The 16826-nt window shown below is 50.7% G+C and carries 14 protein-coding genes and 5 pseudogenes; 12 read left to right on the top strand and 7 right to left on the bottom strand.

Annotated elements, in window-relative coordinates; genetic code table 11:
- Window positions 1-57 precede the first annotated feature (57 nt).
- Window positions 58-591, bottom strand: coding sequence for a superoxide dismutase [Cu-Zn] SodC1 (gene sodC1 / locus QEN31_RS14390; RefSeq protein ID WP_000877926.1), 534 nt, complete (start codon window positions 589-591; stop codon window positions 58-60).
- Window positions 592-680: 89 nt separating this feature from the next.
- Here sodC1 and QEN31_RS14385 point away from each other — a divergent pair, with 89 nt between their 5' ends.
- From QEN31_RS14385 to QEN31_RS14350, 8 genes and pseudogenes are all read left to right on the top strand, one after another.
- Complete coding sequence (locus QEN31_RS14385) at window positions 681-1376, top strand: phage minor tail protein L (protein WP_001152416.1); 696 nt, start codon at window positions 681-683, stop codon at window positions 1374-1376.
- Window positions 1377-1385: 9 nt separating this feature from the next.
- The gene (locus QEN31_RS14380) at window positions 1386-2123 is read left to right on the top strand and encodes a C40 family peptidase (RefSeq protein ID WP_000606356.1); all 738 of its coding nucleotides are present in this window, start codon (window positions 1386-1388) and stop codon (window positions 2121-2123) included.
- Window positions 2021-2725 (top strand): tail assembly protein, encoded by a 705-nt coding sequence (locus tag QEN31_RS14375; protein WP_020867839.1) that lies wholly within the window; start codon window positions 2021-2023, stop codon window positions 2723-2725. Before QEN31_RS14380 ends, QEN31_RS14375 begins: the two co-directional genes overlap by 103 nt.
- A 71-nt stretch (window positions 2726-2796) precedes the next feature.
- A pseudogene (locus tag QEN31_RS14370) lies at window positions 2797-5245 on the top strand (host specificity protein J).
- 119 nt (window positions 5246-5364) lie between these two features.
- A complete protein-coding gene (locus tag QEN31_RS14365; RefSeq protein WP_234369202.1) occupies window positions 5365-6147 on the top strand; it encodes a phage tail tip fiber protein in 783 nt (260 codons plus the stop codon).
- Window positions 6148-6185: 38 nt separating this feature from the next.
- Window positions 6186-6428, top strand: coding sequence for a hypothetical protein (locus tag QEN31_RS14360; protein ID WP_024792761.1), 243 nt, complete (start codon window positions 6186-6188; stop codon window positions 6426-6428).
- A gap of 53 nt (window positions 6429-6481) precedes the next feature.
- Window positions 6482-9160 carry a prophage tail fiber N-terminal domain-containing protein gene (locus tag QEN31_RS14355; RefSeq protein ID WP_099949683.1) on the top strand — a complete coding sequence of 893 codons (2679 nt, stop codon included), beginning with the start codon at window positions 6482-6484 and terminating at the stop codon, window positions 9158-9160.
- 14 nt (window positions 9161-9174) lie between these two features.
- The gene (locus QEN31_RS14350; RefSeq protein ID WP_000421115.1) at window positions 9175-9693 is read left to right on the top strand and encodes a tail fiber assembly protein; all 519 of its coding nucleotides are present in this window, start codon (window positions 9175-9177) and stop codon (window positions 9691-9693) included.
- Window positions 9694-9884: 191 nt separating this feature from the next.
- Here the strand turns inward: QEN31_RS14350 and QEN31_RS25425 are convergent, their stop codons facing one another.
- Window positions 9885-10043 carry a hypothetical protein gene (locus QEN31_RS25425; RefSeq protein WP_367281494.1) on the bottom strand — a complete coding sequence of 53 codons (159 nt, stop codon included), beginning with the start codon at window positions 10041-10043 and terminating at the stop codon, window positions 9885-9887.
- A gap of 101 nt (window positions 10044-10144) precedes the next feature.
- Here QEN31_RS25425 and QEN31_RS14340 point away from each other — a divergent pair.
- Window positions 10145-10294, top strand: a pseudogene (locus tag QEN31_RS14340) (hypothetical protein); the annotation flags it as partial.
- A gap of 42 nt (window positions 10295-10336) precedes the next feature.
- Here QEN31_RS14340 and QEN31_RS14335 read toward each other — a convergent pair.
- Window positions 10337-10555 (bottom strand): annotated as a pseudogene (locus QEN31_RS14335) (tail fiber assembly protein); the annotation flags it as partial.
- Between the two features lie 258 nt (window positions 10556-10813).
- Between QEN31_RS14335 and sseI the strand changes: the two are divergent.
- Window positions 10814-11782: an SPI-2 type III secretion system effector SseI gene (gene sseI, locus QEN31_RS14330; RefSeq protein ID WP_064239856.1), complete on the top strand. Its 969-nt coding sequence runs from the start codon at window positions 10814-10816 to the stop codon at window positions 11780-11782.
- Between the two features lie 97 nt (window positions 11783-11879).
- Window positions 11880-12298, top strand: a pseudogene (locus QEN31_RS14325) (IS66 family transposase); the annotation flags it as partial.
- A gap of 131 nt (window positions 12299-12429) precedes the next feature.
- On the opposite strand, the gene QEN31_RS14320 reads toward QEN31_RS14325, so the two are convergent.
- From QEN31_RS14320 to QEN31_RS14305, 4 genes and pseudogenes are all read right to left on the bottom strand, one after another.
- The gene (locus QEN31_RS14320) at window positions 12430-13056 is read right to left on the bottom strand and encodes an SOS response-associated peptidase (RefSeq protein ID WP_000334547.1); all 627 of its coding nucleotides are present in this window, start codon (window positions 13054-13056) and stop codon (window positions 12430-12432) included.
- Window positions 13057-13124: 68 nt separating this feature from the next.
- Window positions 13125-13431: pseudogene (locus tag QEN31_RS14315) on the bottom strand (hypothetical protein).
- Window positions 13416-14102 carry a virulence effector protease GtgE gene (gene gtgE / locus QEN31_RS14310; RefSeq protein ID WP_023233086.1) on the bottom strand — a complete coding sequence of 229 codons (687 nt, stop codon included), beginning with the start codon at window positions 14100-14102 and terminating at the stop codon, window positions 13416-13418. The pseudogene QEN31_RS14315 and the gene gtgE overlap by 16 nt, the downstream one beginning before the upstream one ends.
- A 270-nt stretch (window positions 14103-14372) precedes the next feature.
- Window positions 14373-14564, bottom strand: a complete 192-nt coding sequence (locus tag QEN31_RS14305; RefSeq protein ID WP_000497441.1) for a DinI-like family protein — start codon at window positions 14562-14564, stop codon at window positions 14373-14375.
- Between the two features lie 397 nt (window positions 14565-14961).
- Between QEN31_RS14305 and ltrA the strand changes: the two genes are divergently transcribed.
- The gene (gene ltrA, locus QEN31_RS14300; protein ID WP_023332914.1) at window positions 14962-16449 is read left to right on the top strand and encodes a group II intron reverse transcriptase/maturase; all 1488 of its coding nucleotides are present in this window, start codon (window positions 14962-14964) and stop codon (window positions 16447-16449) included.
- The last annotated feature ends 377 nt before the right edge of the window (window positions 16450-16826 follow it).

The raw sequence follows: 16826 nt of genomic DNA, 5'->3' as shown, positions 1-16826 counted from the left end.
AGTGAGAGGGCTTTTTTATGGGTAAAACGAAATTATGACGATATGGCTATGTTGCTGTTATTTCTCAATGACACCACAGGCAAAACGTGCACCGCCACCACCCAGTGGAGCAGGTTTATCGGAGTAATTGTCACCGCCTTTATGGATCATCAATGAGTGACCTTTCAGTTCTGACAGTGATTTAAGGCGTGGTGCCAGTAACGGATACGTGGCTGTACCATCTGCATTGACAACCAGTCCAGGCAGATCCCCCAAATGCCCTTTGTCATTATATGGGCCAAGATGTTTCCCGGTTTTTTCGGGGTCAAGATGTCCTCCGGCCATGAGCGCCGGAACCTCTTTACCGTCTTTCATTCCCGGCATACAACTTGGGTTTGTGTGGACATGGAAGCCGTGAATTCCTGGCGTAAGACCATTTAGGTGAGGAGTGAAAAGCAGACCGTAAGGTGTCTCTGAAACTGTGATTTCACCTATGTTTTCTCCTGTTCCGCTGGACAGGGCATCGTTCATCTTTACAGTCAGGGTATTCTCTGCCATTGCTGAACAACTGATGAGCGCACCAGCTACCAGCGACAATATTGTGTATTTCATTAGTTACCTCGTTTTTTGGTTGTATCGTAAATACCATTAATAAAAGAAGGAATATTTTTGCAAGATAAATAATAAAGGATCTCTCATATATGCAGGATATACCACAGGAAACCCTGAGCGAGACCACCAAAGCGGAGCAGTCCGCGAAGGTGGATTTGTGGGAATTTGATTTAACCGCGATTGGCGGTGAGCGCTTTTTCTTCTGTAACGAACCGAACGAAAAAGGCGAGCCGTTAACCTGGCAGGGGAGGCAGTACGAACCGTACCCGATACAGGTACAGGATTTTGAGATGAACGGGAAAGGCGCATCTCCCCGCCCGAACCTCGTTGTTGCCAATCTCTTTGGTCTGGTCACGGGGATGGCGGAGGATTTGCAAAGTCTCGTCGGCGCGTCAGTGGTAAGGCATCAGGTTTACAGCAAGTTTCTTGATGCGGTGAATTTCAGTAACGGCAATCCGGGCGCTGACCCGGAGCAGGAGGCGGTAGCGCGCTATAACGTGGAGCAGTTGTCAGAACTGGATTCATCAACTGCTACCATTATTCTGGCATCACCGGCAGAAACCGACGGTTCTGTGGTGCCGGGGCGTACCATGCTAGCGGACTCCTGTCCGTGGGATTACCGGGATGAAAACTGCGGATACGACGGCCCGCCCGTGGCCGATGAGTTCGATAAGCCCACCTCAGACCCGAAAAAGGATAAATGCAGCCACTGCATGAAAGGCTGTGAAATGCGTAACAATCTGGTGAATGCCGGATTTTTCGCTTCCATCAACAAACTGTCTTAACAGGTTCCCATGATTAACGATGACATTCTGGCACATGCCCGACAGTGTGCGCCTGCGGAATCGTGCGGTTATGTGGTCAGAACGGCACAGGGAGAGCGGTATTTTCCGTGTGAAAATCTGTCTGCTGAACCCACGATGTATTTTCGTATATCCCCGGAGGATTACCTGAATGCCCGGAACCGCGGCGACATCGTGGCGCTGGTACACAGCCATCCTGACGGTAAGCCCTGTCTCAGCAGTGCGGATCGTACCCTCCAGATACAAAGCGGGCTGGACTGGTGGCTGGTCCGTGATAACAGGATACATAAATTCCGCTGCGTGCCACACCTGACCGGGCGGCAGTTTGAGCATGGCGTGACGGACTGCTACACGCTGTTTCGTGATGCCTACCATCTGGCCGGGATTGATATGCCGGATTTCGATAGGGAAGATGACTGGTGGAGTCAGGGTAAAAGCCTCTATCTGGATCACCTGGAGGCGGCGGGATTTTACCGGGTGAATCCGGAGGATGCGCAGCCCGGCGACGTGCTGATTTGCTGTTTTGGTTCACCGACGCCCAATCATGCGGCGATTTACTGCGGCAACGGTGAACTGTTGCACCATATTCCGGAGCAGTTGAGTAAACGAGAGGGGTATAACGACAAATGGCAACGACGGACACACTCAATATGGCGGCACCGGCAATGGTGCGAATCTGCCTTTACGGGGATTTACAACGATTTGGAAAGCGCATCAGCCTCAGCATAAAGACAGCGGCGGAAGGCATACATGCGCTGGCGATACAACTCCCCGGATTCCGGCAGCGAATGAATGAGGGCTGGTATCAGGTCCGGATTGCCGGGAGCGATATGGCGCCGGATACCCTTACTGCCAGACTGAACGAATCGTTACCGCCGGGGGCAGTGGTTCATATTGTACCGCGTATGGCGGGAGCGAAAAACGGTATCTGGCAGGTGGTAGCCGGGGCAGCGCTGATTGGCGCGTCATTTATTCCCGGTCTGAATGCTGTAGCGGCGGCAGTATTGTTTTCCGCAGGAACCAGTATGGCGCTGGGTGGTGTGGCGCAGATGCTGACACCTGTACCCAAAACACCAACGGTGGGTCAGACAGATAACGGGAAACAGAACACGTACTTTTCTTCCCAGGAAAATATGGTGGCCCAGGGGAACCCGGTGCCGGTGTTGTACGGTGAAATGAAAATCGGGTCACGGGTGATATCGCAGATGATGAGTACACGGGATGAGAGCACGTCGGGAAAAGTTGTGGTGATCGGCTCCCCGTTACAGGCAAACACCACGTCGCGGCAGGACGGCGGGATTACCAGACCGTCTGTCGTCATCCGGCAGTGATAATCATGACAACATGAGCTGATACACATGACCGCCATTACGGCGGTTTTGTTATTTATGGAGCCAGGAGAATGAGCAAAGGTGGAGGGAAGGGGCATACACCACGTGAGGCGAAGGACGATCTGAAGTCTACACAACAACTGAGCGTGATTGATGCCCTCAGTGAGGGACCGATAGTCGGCCCGGTGAACGGTCTGCAGAGCGTGCTGATTAATAACACGCCGGTGGTGGACGCGGACGGTAACAGTAATATTCACGGCGTGACCGTGGTATATCAGGTGGGGGAGACACCACAGGCACCGCTGGAAGGTTTTGAGGCTTCCGGCGCGGAAACGGTGCTGGGTGTGGAAGTGAAACACGATAATCCCGTTACCCGTACTGTTGTCTCAGAGAATGTCGACCGGCTACGCTTCACCTTTGGTGTACAGATGCTGCAGGAGACCACGGACAAGGGGGACCGTAACCCGTCCTCCGTGAATCTGCTGATACAGTTTCAGCGTAGCGGGATCTGGAACACAGAATTTGATATCACTATTAACGGCAAGATCACAACACAATATCTGGCATCGGTAGTGGCTGATAATTTACCGCCGCGCCCGTTCAGTGTCCGCATGGTCAGGGTGACACCGGACAGCACCACCGACAGGCTTCAGAACAAAACGCTGTGGTCGTCGTATACGGAAATCATCGATATCCGGCAGGGTTATCCTGGCACAGCGGTTGCCGGTCTGCTGGTGGATGCGGAACAGTTCGGCAGCCAGCAGGTCACGCGTAACTACCACCTGCGCGGACGTATTTTTCAGGTCCCCTCAAACTATGACCCGGATACCCGCACATATACCGGCCTGTGGGACGGGGCGTTTAAACCGGCGTACACGAATAACCCGGCGTGGTGCACGATGGATAAACTGACCCACCCCCGTTACGGGCTGGGCAGGCGTATCGGGGGGGCGGATGTGGATAAATGGGCGCTGTACGCCATCGCGCAGTACTGCGATCAACCGGTGCCGGACGGATTTGGCGGCACGGAACCCCGCATGACGCTTAATGCGTATATTACCACCCAGCGTAAGGCGTATGACGTTCTGGCGGATTTCTGCTCGGTGATGCGTTGTATGCCGGTATGGAATGGCCGCAAAATGACCTTCATCCAGGACCGCCCCTCCGATAAAGCATGGACCTACACCAACGGTAACGTGGTGGGCGGGCGCTTTAAATACAGCTTCAGTGCCCTGAAAGACCGCCATAACGCGATAGAAGTGAGATACACCGATCCGCTGAATGGCTGGCAAACCTCCACGGAGCTGGTGGAAGACCATGCCTCACAGGCCCGTTATGGACGCAATCTGCTGAAAATGGACGCGTTCGGCTGTACCTCACGTGGACAGGCGCACCGGACGGGGTTGTGGGTGATGATGACGGAGCTGCTGGAAACGCAGACCGTGGATTTTTCTGTCGGTGCGGAAGGTCTGCGTCATACACCGGGCGATATTATTGAGGTCTGCGACAACGATTACGCCGGGGCGTCGGTCGGTGGGCGTATCACTGACCTGGATATTTCCACCCGCACGCTGACGCTTGACCGGGAAATAACACTACCGGAAAGCGGCGCCACCACGCTGAATATTGTCGGGCCTGACGGTAAGCCGTTCAGTACGGAGATTCAGTCGCAGCCCGCACCGGATCGGGTGGTAACGAAAGTCCTGCCGGAAACCGTGCAGCCATACAGTATTTGGGGGCTGAAACTGCCCTCCCTGAAGCGCCGCCTTTTCCGTTGCGTGCGTATTAAGGAGAATGACGACGGCACATACGCCATCACTGCCTTGCAGCACGTTCCGGAAAAAGAGTCCATCGTGGACAACGGGGCGCACTTTGACCCGTTACCGGGGACCACCAACAGCATTATTCCGCCCGCTGTGCAGCATCTGACAGTCAGCACGGATAACGACAGTACCCTGTATCAGGCCAAAGCGAAGTGGGGCACGCCGCGGGTGGTAAAAGATGTGCGTTTTGTGGTGAGGCTGACCACAGGCAGTGGGAACGAGGGCGATCCGGTTCGTCTGGTGACAACGGCGACGACCAGCGAAACGGAGTACGCCTTCCACGAACTGCCACTGGGTGACTACACGCTGACAGTCAGGGCAATAAACGGTTACGGGCAGCAGGGTGAACCGGCGTCCGTGGCATTCAGTATTCAGGCACCGGGAGCGCCATCCACGATTGAGATGACGCCGGGTTATTTTCAGATAACGGTGACGCCGCACCAGACTGTCTACGATGCCAGTGTGCAGTATGAGTTCTGGTACTCCGCCACGCAACTGGCGACTGCCGCCGATATTCAGTCAAAAGCACAGTATCTGGGCGTCGGGTCATTCTGGATAAAGGATGGACTGAAACCACTGCATGATGCCTGGTTTTACGTGCGCAGTGTAAATCTGGCTGGAAAATCAGTATTTGCGGAGGCATCCGGACGTCCGGGGGATGACGCGAAAGGGTATCTGGATTTTTTTAAGGGACTGATTACGGAGACGTATCTTGGTACGGAGTTGCTGAAAAAAATTGACCTGACGGAGGATAACGCCAGCAAACTGCAGCAGTTTTCGAAGGAGTGGAAGGACGCTAACGATAAATGGAACGCCATGTGGGGCGTCAAAATAGAGCAGACCAAAGACGGCAAATATTATGTGGCCGGACTTGGTCTGAGCATGGAAGACACGCCTGACGGGAAGATAAGCCAGTTCCTGGTGGCGGCGGATCGCATTGCTTATATTAACCCGGCAAACGGAAACGAGACGCCCGGATTCGTTATGCAGGGCGACCAGATAATCATGAACGAGGTATTCCTGAAATACCTGAGCGCGCCGACCATTACCAGTGGCGGGAATCCTCCGGCATTTTCCCTGACGCCGGATGGAAAGCTGACTGCGAAAAATGCGGATATCAGCGGCCATATCAACGCTGTATCTGGCTCGTTTACGGGAGAAATCAATGCCACCTCCGGTAAGTTTTCTGGCGTGATAGAAGCAAGAGAGTTTGTCGGTGATATCTGCGGCTCAAAAGTCATGCAGGGCGTGAGCATCAGGGCGACGAACGACGAACGCAGCACCTCAACACGGTATACCGACAGCGCCACCTATCAGATTGGGAAAACCATCACGGTGATGGCTAACTGTGAGCGTAATGGTGGCTCCGGTGCCATCACCGTCACGATAAATATTAACGGCCAGGTGAAAACGGCGGAGGTTATGCCGTATACCGCAGGTATTCCGGCCATGTATCAGACCGTCGTCTTTTCGGTCTACACCACTTCACCTGTCGTGGATATCAGCGTCTCTCTGAGGGTTCGTGGGCAGTACACCACGTCTGCTTCCGTCTGGCCGCTGGTGATGGTTTCCCGGTCGGGGAACAACTTCACAAACTGACCGGATTTCCGGTCCCTTTCGTTTAACAAGGAACAGATATGACTATGTCGCGCTTAATTTCGCTGGCGGCAGGGGTTTCCCTGTCCGTTTTATTCTCCACTGCTGCCGTTGCCGATAACGGAAGAGGAAGCGGCAACAGCAATATTGAAAACCAGACCCGGATTTATACCGGCACCGACCGTGGGCAGAAACAGCACCGCGAGGCAAAGGGAAAAAAAATCACGCGGAGCGTCCAGTGTTCTCTGCCGGCATATTTACGTGACCCGGATAATCAGTGCTGAGATGTGAATGAATCTGAAGCCTGCCTGCGGGCGGGCTTTTTTATGGAGGTAATATGCCAGTACTTATTTCCGGCGTACTGAAAGATGGTACGGGAACGCCGGTACAGAACTGCACCATTCAGCTGAAGGCCTGCCGGACCAGTACGACGGTGGTCGTGAATACGGTGGCATCGGAAAATCCGGATGACGCCGGGCGCTACAGCATGGATGTGGAGCAGGGGCAGTACACTGTCACGCTCCTGGTGGAAGGGTATCCCCCGTCACATGCCGGAGTTATTACGGTTTACGATGATTCAAAGCCGGGCACCCTGAATGATTTTCTGGGGGCCATGACGGAAGACGACGTCCGCCCGGAGGCGCTGCGGCGTTTTGAGGCGATGGTGGAAGAAGTTGCCCGCCAGGCATCGGAGGCATCGCGGAATGCCACCGCCGCAGGGCAGGCATCTGAACAGGCGCAGACATCAGCAGGTCAGGCATCGGAAAGCGCCACGGCAGCAGTGAATGCAGCCGGAGCGGCAGAAGCATCAGCCACACAGGCAGCCTCATCCGCAGCATCTGCGGAGAGCAGCGCAGGTACGGCGACCACAAAAGCCGGGGAGGCATCAGCCAGCGCGGCGTCGGCTGACACAGCCAGAACGGCAGCAGCCGCATCGGCAGCCGCAGCGAAAACATCTGAAGCGAATGCAGATGCCTCCCGTACTGCCGCCGGAGATTCAGCTGCTGCCGCAGCCGCCAGCGCGACGGCGGCGCAGACATCAGCAGAGCGCGCCGGAGCATCCGAAACCGCCGCGAAGACGTCAGAAACGCAGGCGGCTTCCAGTGCCGGTGATGCAGGTGCGTCAGCCACTGCGGCGGCAGCGTCGGAAAAGGCGGCAGCCGCATCGGCAGCCGCAGCGAAAACATCTGAGACAAATGCAGCAACGTCAGCAAGTACAGCAGCGGCCAGCACAACAGCCGCCTCGTCATCAGCATCGGAGGCATCCACTCACGCCGCCGCATCTGATACCAGCGCATCACTGGCGGCGCAAAGCAGTACTGCTGCCGGAGCAGCAGCCACCAGAGCAGAAGATGCCGCAAAACGGGCAGAAGATATCGCGGACGTGATTTCCCTGGAAGATGCCAGCCTGACGAAAAAAGGTATCGTTAAGTTAAGCAGCGCCACGGACAGTGACAGCGAAGCGCTGGCAGCCACGCCAAAGGCGGTCCATGCTGTCATGGACGAGGTACAGACCAAAGCGCCGCTGGACAGTCCGGTATTCACTGGAACGCCGACCACACCGACGCCGCCAGATGACGCTAAGGGACTTCAGACTGCAAACGCTGAGTTTGTTCGTAAACTGATTGCTGCACTGGTCGGTTCCGTACCTGAGTCGCTGGATACGCTGCAGGAACTGGCGGACGCGCTGGGTAACGATCCGAACTTTGCCACCACTGTACTGAATAAACTGGCGGGCAAGCAGCCGCTGGACGATACACTGACGGCGCTGTCAGGAAAAAGCATTGAAGGTCTTATCGAATACGTTGGTTTACGGGAAACGATAAATCACGCCGCCGATGCGTTACAAAAATCACAGAACGGCGGCGATATTCCGGACAAAAAACAATTTGCGAGAACTATCAGCGCGGTAACGTCGACTACCATTACACTTGGTGAATCGGGATGGTTCAAAATTGCCACTGTTTTCATGCCGCAGTCCACATCTACTGCGGTGATTAAATTGTATGGCGGGTCGGGGTTTAACGTTGGTTCATTTGAGCAATCAACTATCAGTGAACTGGTGCTGCGCGCCGGTAATGGTTCGCCTGTCGGAATTACTGCCACATTATGGAAACGCTCACCTAACGGTGTTCTTGAGTGCGCCTGGATTAACACATCAGGCGACAATTACGACATTTATGTCAGGATCAACCAGTATGCGTATTGGTTAATTGCACAGTACGATTATACCGGTAATGCAAATGTCACACTATATAACGCTCCTGAATATTCAGAAACAAAACCTGCCAACGCTACGAACGGTCAGACATATACGCTGTATAACAGCATGATGAAACCCACAGCCGGTGACGTTGAGGCACTGTCAGTTAATGGAGGACGGCTAAACGGTGCGTTAGGCATTGGTACTGATAATGTGCTAGGTGGAAGCTCAATTGTATTTGGCGATAACGATACCGGGTTTAAACAGAATGGCGACGGGATACTGGATACGTTTGCGAATAGCCAGCACACCGTTCGTGTCGCTCCCGGTGAAATGCAGGTTCTGGGGGCCATTCGCGCAGGCAATGCCAAACGAATGACCATGACTAGCTCAAATAACTCCGTGCTGAATGCTCAATTTAATTTGTGGGGTGACGGAAATCGACCAACAGTTATTGAGCTGGATGACGACCAGGGATGGCATTTATACAGCCAGCGTAATACCGATGGCAGTATTCAGTTTGTTGTTAATGGACAAGTTATTCCGGATAATTACGGAAATTTCGACGCCCGTTATTTAACATCAGTAAACGTATATACAAAAGGCGAATCAGATAATCGTTATGTCCAGAATATCCAGCGTGGCGCCCCAGTATGGCCGGGCAAAGTAGATGAATATGGACCTGCAGAAGCGCCTGCTGGTTGCTTTTTAACACAAGCCAGACATGACCCAACAACAGCATACGGTGTGACATTTGCGTATCGACCGTTGCAAATGTGGGTGGGTAATGGCTGGCGTACAATTAATGGATGATTAAGGAAACTATAATGGAATTAAAAAACGTAACCAGATACACTCCTGATGACCCGGATTATGATAACAACTTTCTGTATTTTCGTAGTGAAGATGGTCAGGATTTTTATGAGTCGCTGAGTAAATTCACGAAAAAATATAAGTTGTGTATTGACTCCGAAAATATAATCCGTTCCGTATCAGAAGATGTCTCTCGTCTTTATCCGGCTGGTTTTTCAGTTGTTGAGGTTAACAAGTTACCTGCAGGATTTAATATCTATGGCGACTGGAAATATTCGAACGGCGCTGTTGTCGCTGTTCCCGTTGATTATCATGCAAAAGCCGAAACCACACGTCAGAAGCTACTTACCGATGCTAACAGCACCATTGTCGACTGGCGAACCGAACTGGCGTTGGGGGATATCAGCGACGATGATAGGGCAAGCCTGACTAAATGGATGGTCTATATCAGGGCGCTGAAAATGCTGGATTTGAGCGATGTGAAAGATGAGGCCACCTTCACAGCAATCAGGTGGCCTGCATTACCACAGTAATAACTACTGGCTGGCTGGTTTCTCAGGAGGCATGGGCCTGTAAGCCAGTAATATTATGTTGTGAAAAATCAGGCTGACGTTAATGAAACTCGCCAGCCTGAAGTAATATTCAGTTCAGTAGGAACTGATGAAACTTAATGGCCAGATATACCATCAGTCCTGATATGGTTGTTATAGTTTTATGTAAAAAATTAACAACCACAAATCTGGCACCAATCCGGTGGCTTCAGAATATCTGGTGGCCACTTGTCACACCATGGCGGGCGAATAAATGGGGCAGGTATTGGCGGCCAGCCACTGGAAGAGTGTTTTGTATTATCTGGTGGTGGTTTTGAATCACTGGCAGCCATCGCCGATGCCGAAAAGGCTGTAGCCGACAACACCAGAAGTAATGGGAAAAATATACGATGTCTCATAATATCACCCGTGAATAATCAGATTATCCTTACTATTGACTTCCTTCATTTCCAGCATAGCTCACACTTCATCATCATTGAATAAACAATTAAGTTTATTGAGCGTAAATTTACTTAAAGAGAAAATAATAATCCTTAATATTTTTTGCAATATTTCGACTCATACCAGAATGAATGCGTGCAGATGACCTAAAAAATGATGAGCAGGAATATCGATAGCCAGTAAATCACTCCTGTGGTAATGAAGGCCACCTGATTGCTGTGAAGGTGTCCTCGTCTGAAATACCTGCTAAGTCCAGCGATTTAAGAACATTGATATAATTTATCCACAGAATCAAAGCTGCTTTATTTTCATCACTGATAATTCCCAACGTTAATTCTGTGCGCCAGTCCTTAATGGCATTATCTGCATCGTTAAGTAATTTCTGCCGGGTGACTTCTGCCCGCCAAAATTGAACGCCCGGGCGCTGATGCCAGATGATCTGGTAATCGTAGAAAGCGCCCCTGAAAAAATCGACACTTTAGCTGTAAAATGACAGTCCCGCCATCCGGTCATCATAACGGATTTTTCTTCTGCACCTTCTGAAGCCCGCCATGTCAGGACGGCCATGAATCCGCCGATAACCTTATTGTGAAATTAAGACCAGGAAGAGATGATGTCTGCCGGACAGATACTATATGTAAATTTATAAAGGTTTTTTGTTATGCCCTTTCATATTGGAAGCGGATGTCTTCCCGCCACCATCAGTAATCGCCGCATTTATCGTATTGCCTGGTCTGATACCCCCCCTGAAATGAGTTCCTGGGAAAAAATGAAGGAATTTTTTTGCTCAACGCACCAGACTGAAGCGCTGGAGTGCATCTGGACGATTTGTCACCCGCCGGCCGGAACGACGCGGGAGGATGTGGTCAGCAGATTTGAACTGCTCAGGACGCTCGCGTATGCCGGATGGGAGGAAAGCATTCATTCCGGCCAGCACGGGGAAAATTACTTCTGTATTCTGGATGAAGACAGTCAGGAGATATTGTCAGTCACCCTTGATGATGCCGGGAACTATACCGTAAATTGCCAGGGGTACAGTGAAACACATCACTTAACCATGGCAACAGAACCGGGAGTGGAACGCACAGATATAACTTACAACCTAACCAGTGATATTGATGCTGCGGCCTATCTGGAGGAATTGAAACAGAATCCAATTATAAACAATAAAATAATGAATCCGGTAGGGCAGTGTGAGTCATTAATGACTCCTGTAAGCAATTTTATGAATGAAAAAGGGTTCGATAATATTCGTTATCGAGGTATATTTATCTGGGATAAACCAACAGATGAAATACCAACAAATCATTTTGCAGTGGTTGGAAATAAAGAAGGAAAAGACTATGTGTTTGATGTTTCAGCCCATCAGTTTGAAAATAGAGGTATGAGTAATCTGAATGGCCCATTAATTCTTTCAGCAGATGAATGGGTGTGTAAATATAGAATGGCAACAAGAAGGAAACTTATTTATTATACTGATTTTAGTAATTCAAGTATAGCAGCTAATGCCTATGAAGCATTACCACGAGAATTAGAATCAGAATCTATGGCAGGGAAAGTTTTTGTTACATCACCGAGATGGTTTAATACCTTTAAAAAGCAAAAATATTCCTTAATAGGTAAAATGTAAGCGCACCGTGGAGGACGTCTGTCAGAACCCTGTCAATCCGGCGATGATAGTGTCCACTTAAATTTTGATGGACACTATCACAGATGACAGAGTCCACAGCCCGGCGCAAACACGGCTGTCGGTCAGGAAAGAGAAAAGCCAGTCGCTGTACGACTGGATACAGGCGCAGTTGAAAACGTTGTCGGTGCATGCGGAGATGGCGAAGGAGTTCGGTTACATGCTGAAGCAGTGTGATGCGTTGAGCGTGTCCTCTGCAGCGACGGTCGGGTGGAGATCGACAACAACATCTGTGAAAACGCCTTACGGTGCGTGGCGCTGGGCCGACGTAACTATCTGTTCTTCGGCTCAGACAGGAGCGGCGAGGCAGCGGCGATCATCTATAGCCTGCTGGGTACGTGCAAACTAAACGACGTGGAGTCCGAGGCATGGTTACGCGACGTGCTGTGGAAAATCAGCGACTGGTCATCGAACCGGGTGCACGAACTGCTGCCCTGGAACCTCGAAACCGTAAAATAATCCTTACGCTACGTCCGAAACGGGACGCTTACTGAGTTATGAGGGTGAGGTGGTTTTCTTGATGAGCATCTGAACGCCGGTTTGTGGGATAGGGCAGGTGGGACGGATTCGGGACAGTCATCCGTTTTTAACTATTGGCATGGATTGGTATCTTTTCGCATCATGGGACGTGTGAGCGCAGGTATGACGCGGTATGTTATTGACTTAGAATGTGGTTCCAGGAACTGGCGCATCCATACCCGAGCAGTTTCCGGTGTCAGTGCCAGCGGGCGACGATCGTGAATGTCTACCAGACCTTTATCAGCTGCGGAGGTAACAATCAGAAATCCCTCTGCTTCATCACCGCGCTCAAACGGCGTACTGCCAATGGCAGCCATGAATATCGGCTTCCCGTCCTTTCTGTGAATGAAATACGGCTGTTTTTTGTCGCCTTCCTTCTTCCACTCGAACCATCTATCGGCAAAACAGATAGCCCGGCCATGCTGCCATAGTGGCTTAAACATTCTGCTGGAGGCCGCTGTCGCGACACGGGCGTTAATAAGTGGAGCTTTATCCCACCATCCGGGAGCGTAACCCCAAATCACCGGGTCGAGATGTAATTGCTCGTCGCGTTCGCTCAATAGCAGGACTTTAGTCCCGGGCGCCACGTTATACCGGCCTATAGGCTGAGGGTCATAAGCAATATTACGATCGGCTTCGTCGGCCAGATATGCCAGATATTCTTCACGGGTCTGTGCTTGTGCAAAGCGTCCACACATATGAAACCTCCAGTCGTCAGGCTGAAAGTATAGGGCAGGGGGAAAATGTGGCGCGCTCCGGTAATGATTTACAGGGAATTTATACAGTAATTCGAAATGAAAATTTGTGTATTGATGAATTCCGAAACTGAGCAGTGAGCAAACTGATGAATCAATCGCAAATTGCGTCGAATCTCGACGGCTTTATTCCCCAGTTTCACCCCATAGCTTCCCCGTAGGAAATTGAGCCATAAAAAAAACAGCCCTGACAGGCTGGTTTTTAAGGGGAATTTTGGTCGGCACGAGAGGATTTGAACCTCCGACCCCCGACACCCCATGTTGGCGGTAGCCTGAATAATTATCTTGGTAAAGGTTAACTATCATAAAATGGTACACCAGTCTTTCCAGGAGGAGGAGTGTAAAGGTTTTGGCTCATAAACACCGTCATAGTAAAGACCACAAATACTGCAATCTTCATTTTTATATTTATCATTGAATGCTAAGGTAAGCTTGTCATAGACATCAATATTTGATTGCCATTCAGGTGAGGTATTCATTGAATCATAAATTAATACTTTTTTCACTTCACTATCATAGCCTACAATGCACTCTGCATGTAGACATTCCGAGCCAAGTGAAGGCCTGATCAACATCAGTGGTCCATGGTTTTGTAATTCGTAAGAAATAAAACTCTCAAAGTCATCTTCTACAGTACTATTGAAAACTTCTGCCTGTAAAGCTTCTTTAATGTTTGTAAAAAGAGAGGATTCAGGTATTTTTTGCACATTCATTTCTTTTAATAAATTCTCACATTCTATTATATCAATACCCTCTAATATATTATTAAACGCTTGATTATCAGAAGTGATGTCATCTAATGCACTATAATTATTGCCATCTCTGGATTTGATAACATTTAATGAGCAAACCCAGCAATTATTGTAGAGGGTGTTGCCTGTGGTATCAAACTGGCTTTGAAAGTTACGATGGTGAATAATCTGACCCTGAGGAGTTGCTGTATTACTTCTGTAAACGCTGCCTAAACTATTTTGAATGTGTCTTAACATAATATACTCGCCGAATAGTAATTTTGTTAATGTAATTATATACTACAGTGTGGATATTAATACAATTCTTTTGTTGTTAATTATTATTTATGAAATTAATTGAAAGTGAATAAGTTAGAGGTGTTTGTTGGCCTTAAAATTACATTTGTTGAGGGGGCTTATATGATATGTTTTTATTGTATTGTCGCATTTTTCTTAAGCTGAATCCGGATTTTGGGGAGGTGGCTAAATGTAAATGACGTGGTTTAAGATAAATCTATTTTTAATAAGCTATCTGTTCAAATTTTCGCGATCGCTTTTGTTGGTATCACTATTCAAGCAGTTTGCCTGCATCGGCTTCACCCTCACTTCGGCATCAGGGAAAATCTGGTGCACCTGCTTCGTCAGTTCGGCCAGAATGATCTCGCTGGCCCCTTCGAGTCCTTCAACATTACGCTTGTCATAAACCAGTTCTACGAACATACGTGTTTCGCTAATAACTGTTTGTATATACAGTGTGCGCCGGGAGACCGGTAAAGATCAAGGGGTGAAAGTCCCCGACCATTGAAGGACCAGCAATCCACAGGGTCCCCGAGTCATGCGTTGTATACCGTGAGGTATGGGGCGAAGCGTTGACAGGGGTGTTGACAGGCCAGCCATTGAGCCACGAAATGTATATTAAATTCCCGGGTGCCGACGTTGTACTGTTTACGGAAGGCAACATCATAGGGTGCGTTACTGCGAGTGCCATATGGACCCGGCGGGGTCTGAGACCCTGGCATGTCAATACGATCTTTACGCGGGAACCGGGAGATCTCCCCTCTGACCATCTGCCAGTGCCGGAGATGGCCCGCACCGGGAAGGCGAGGAGCCGAAGCCGGTGATGTACGGAGAGGAGAAGTCGGACTCGCTCATAGTAGCTGCGAATCTGGCGAACAATCCGCAAGGAGCGGAGTCAGTGGAGCGAAGGAGCGGGGCCAAGGGAAACGCGGAACAGCCACACATGCGCCGGACGCAGAGCCGGGAAAGTATGTCACAGAGGCTGTCACGCGTGCGGGAAGCTGCGAAGCAGCGGAAGAAAGAACGGTTTACCGCATTGTTCCACCTCCTGACAGCAGAGGCACTGGAGAACGCATTCCTCTCCCTGAGCAGGAAAGCGGCTGCCGGAGTTGATGGTGTCAGGTGGAAGGACTACGCCGAAAACCTGAAGGTCAACATAGCAGATCTGCACCGGAGGCTTCATCAGGGTAGTTACAGGGCTCAGCCCGGCAGGCGGCACTACATCCCGAAAGCGGATGGAAAACAGCGCCCGCTCGGCATCGCCTCACTGGAGGACAAAATCGTCCAGTATGCGCTGGTTAAGATCCTGAATGCAGTCTACGAAAATGACTTTATGGGGTTTTCATACGGGTTCAGACCCGGGCGAAGCCAGCACAATGCGCTGGACGCACTGGCCACAGGGCTGGTTCGGACCAATGTAAACTGGGTACTGGATGCCGATATTAGTCAGTTCTTCGACAAGGTAAGCCATGAATGGCTAATCAGGTTCATAGAACACAGAATCGGCGACCAGAGGGTAATCAGGCTCATACGAAAGTGGCTCACAGCCGGGACCTCAGAGGAAGGAGAATGGCGGGCATCGGAGGAAGGCACCCCACAGGGTGCGGTTATCTCGCCGCTGCTGGCAAACATCTACCTCCACTATGTCTTCGATCTGTGGGCGCATCAGTGGCGACGCCGCCATGCCACAGGCAATGTGGTCATGGTCAGATACGCAGATGACATAGTCATCGGGTTCGACAAGCGAATCGACGCTCAATGCTTTCGTATAGCCATGCAGCGCAGACTGAAGGAGTTCGGACTCACGGTACATCCGAAGAAAACCCGACTGATGGAGTTCGGCCGCTTCGCAGCCGAAAACCGCGCCAGCAGGGGAAAAGGTAAACCAGAAACGTTCAACTTCCTCGGGTTCACGCATATCAGTGGGAAAGACCGTAGTGGCAGGTTCATGCTGATACGAAAGACACGCCGGGACAGGATGACGGCGACACTGAAAGCGATCAAGGACGGACTACGAAAGCGCTGGCATTACTCAATCCCCGAACAGGGAAAATGGCTCAGGAGAGTGGTTCAGGGATACCTGAACTACCACTCAGTCCCGGGCAACTATCCCATGATGCGGAAGTTCAGGATATACGTAACAGACCTCTGGCGACGGGCGCTGAGGCGCAGGAGCCAGCAGGATGATACGACATGGACGAAAGCAAACAGACTGGCAGCCGTATGGCTGCCGAAGGTTCGGGTTCTGCATCCATGGCCTGTGGAGCGGTTCACCGCCAGACACCCAAGGCAGGAGCCCGGTGCGTGAATAGCGCACGCCGGGATCTGTGCGGGGGGTACCCGGTAACGGGTATCCCTACCGCGACATTTTTGCTTTGGCGGTTTTGTCTGTCAAGGCATGAACCACTTGTTTTTAAATTTTGGGGAACATACTGCGGGCGTGTTTGTTATCGATTTTCCCTGCAGGGCTGATGGGGTCTGGCGTTGACTAAAATTATGTGTGGGGCATGGATGGGGCAAAAGTGGTCTGTGAAGTTCGTTAAAGTTCGTTAATCAAGCTTCATCTCGATCTCGCTCATCCCTTGTTTAAAGCGCTCCTGGACGATCTTTATCGATTTTAAAAACTATGAGTACATATTATAAAAATGTAGCAAATAGGCCGTTTGTGCCTGAAAAGATGAACAT

Source organism: Salmonella sp. SA15303 (genome assembly GCF_029962125.1).
Lineage (GTDB): Bacteria > Pseudomonadota > Gammaproteobacteria > Enterobacterales > Enterobacteriaceae > Salmonella > Salmonella enterica.
This window is presented reverse-complemented; position numbering and strand designations above follow the sequence as displayed.

Coding starts and splice junctions, on each gene's coding strand:
- sodC1 (WP_000877926.1), bottom strand. CDS start 591: ATGAAATACACAATATTGTCGCTGGTAGCTGGTGCGCTCATCAGTTGT.
- QEN31_RS14385 (WP_001152416.1), top strand. CDS start 681: ATGCAGGATATACCACAGGAAACCCTGAGCGAGACCACCAAAGCGGAG.
- QEN31_RS14380 (WP_000606356.1), top strand. CDS start 1,386: ATGATTAACGATGACATTCTGGCACATGCCCGACAGTGTGCGCCTGCG.
- QEN31_RS14375 (WP_020867839.1), top strand. CDS start 2,021: ATGGCAACGACGGACACACTCAATATGGCGGCACCGGCAATGGTGCGA.
- QEN31_RS14365 (WP_234369202.1), top strand. CDS start 5,365: ATGTGGGGCGTCAAAATAGAGCAGACCAAAGACGGCAAATATTATGTG.
- QEN31_RS14360 (WP_024792761.1), top strand. CDS start 6,186: ATGACTATGTCGCGCTTAATTTCGCTGGCGGCAGGGGTTTCCCTGTCC.
- QEN31_RS14355 (WP_099949683.1), top strand. CDS start 6,482: ATGCCAGTACTTATTTCCGGCGTACTGAAAGATGGTACGGGAACGCCG.
- QEN31_RS14350 (WP_000421115.1), top strand. CDS start 9,175: ATGGAATTAAAAAACGTAACCAGATACACTCCTGATGACCCGGATTAT.
- QEN31_RS25425 (WP_367281494.1), bottom strand. CDS start 10,043: ATGGCTGCCAGTGATTCAAAACCACCACCAGATAATACAAAACACTCT.
- sseI (WP_064239856.1), top strand. CDS start 10,814: ATGCCCTTTCATATTGGAAGCGGATGTCTTCCCGCCACCATCAGTAAT.
- QEN31_RS14320 (WP_000334547.1), bottom strand. CDS start 13,056: ATGTGTGGACGCTTTGCACAAGCACAGACCCGTGAAGAATATCTGGCA.
- gtgE (WP_023233086.1), bottom strand. CDS start 14,102: ATGTTAAGACACATTCAAAATAGTTTAGGCAGCGTTTACAGAAGTAAT.
- QEN31_RS14305 (WP_000497441.1), bottom strand. CDS start 14,564: ATGTTCGTAGAACTGGTTTATGACAAGCGTAATGTTGAAGGACTCGAA.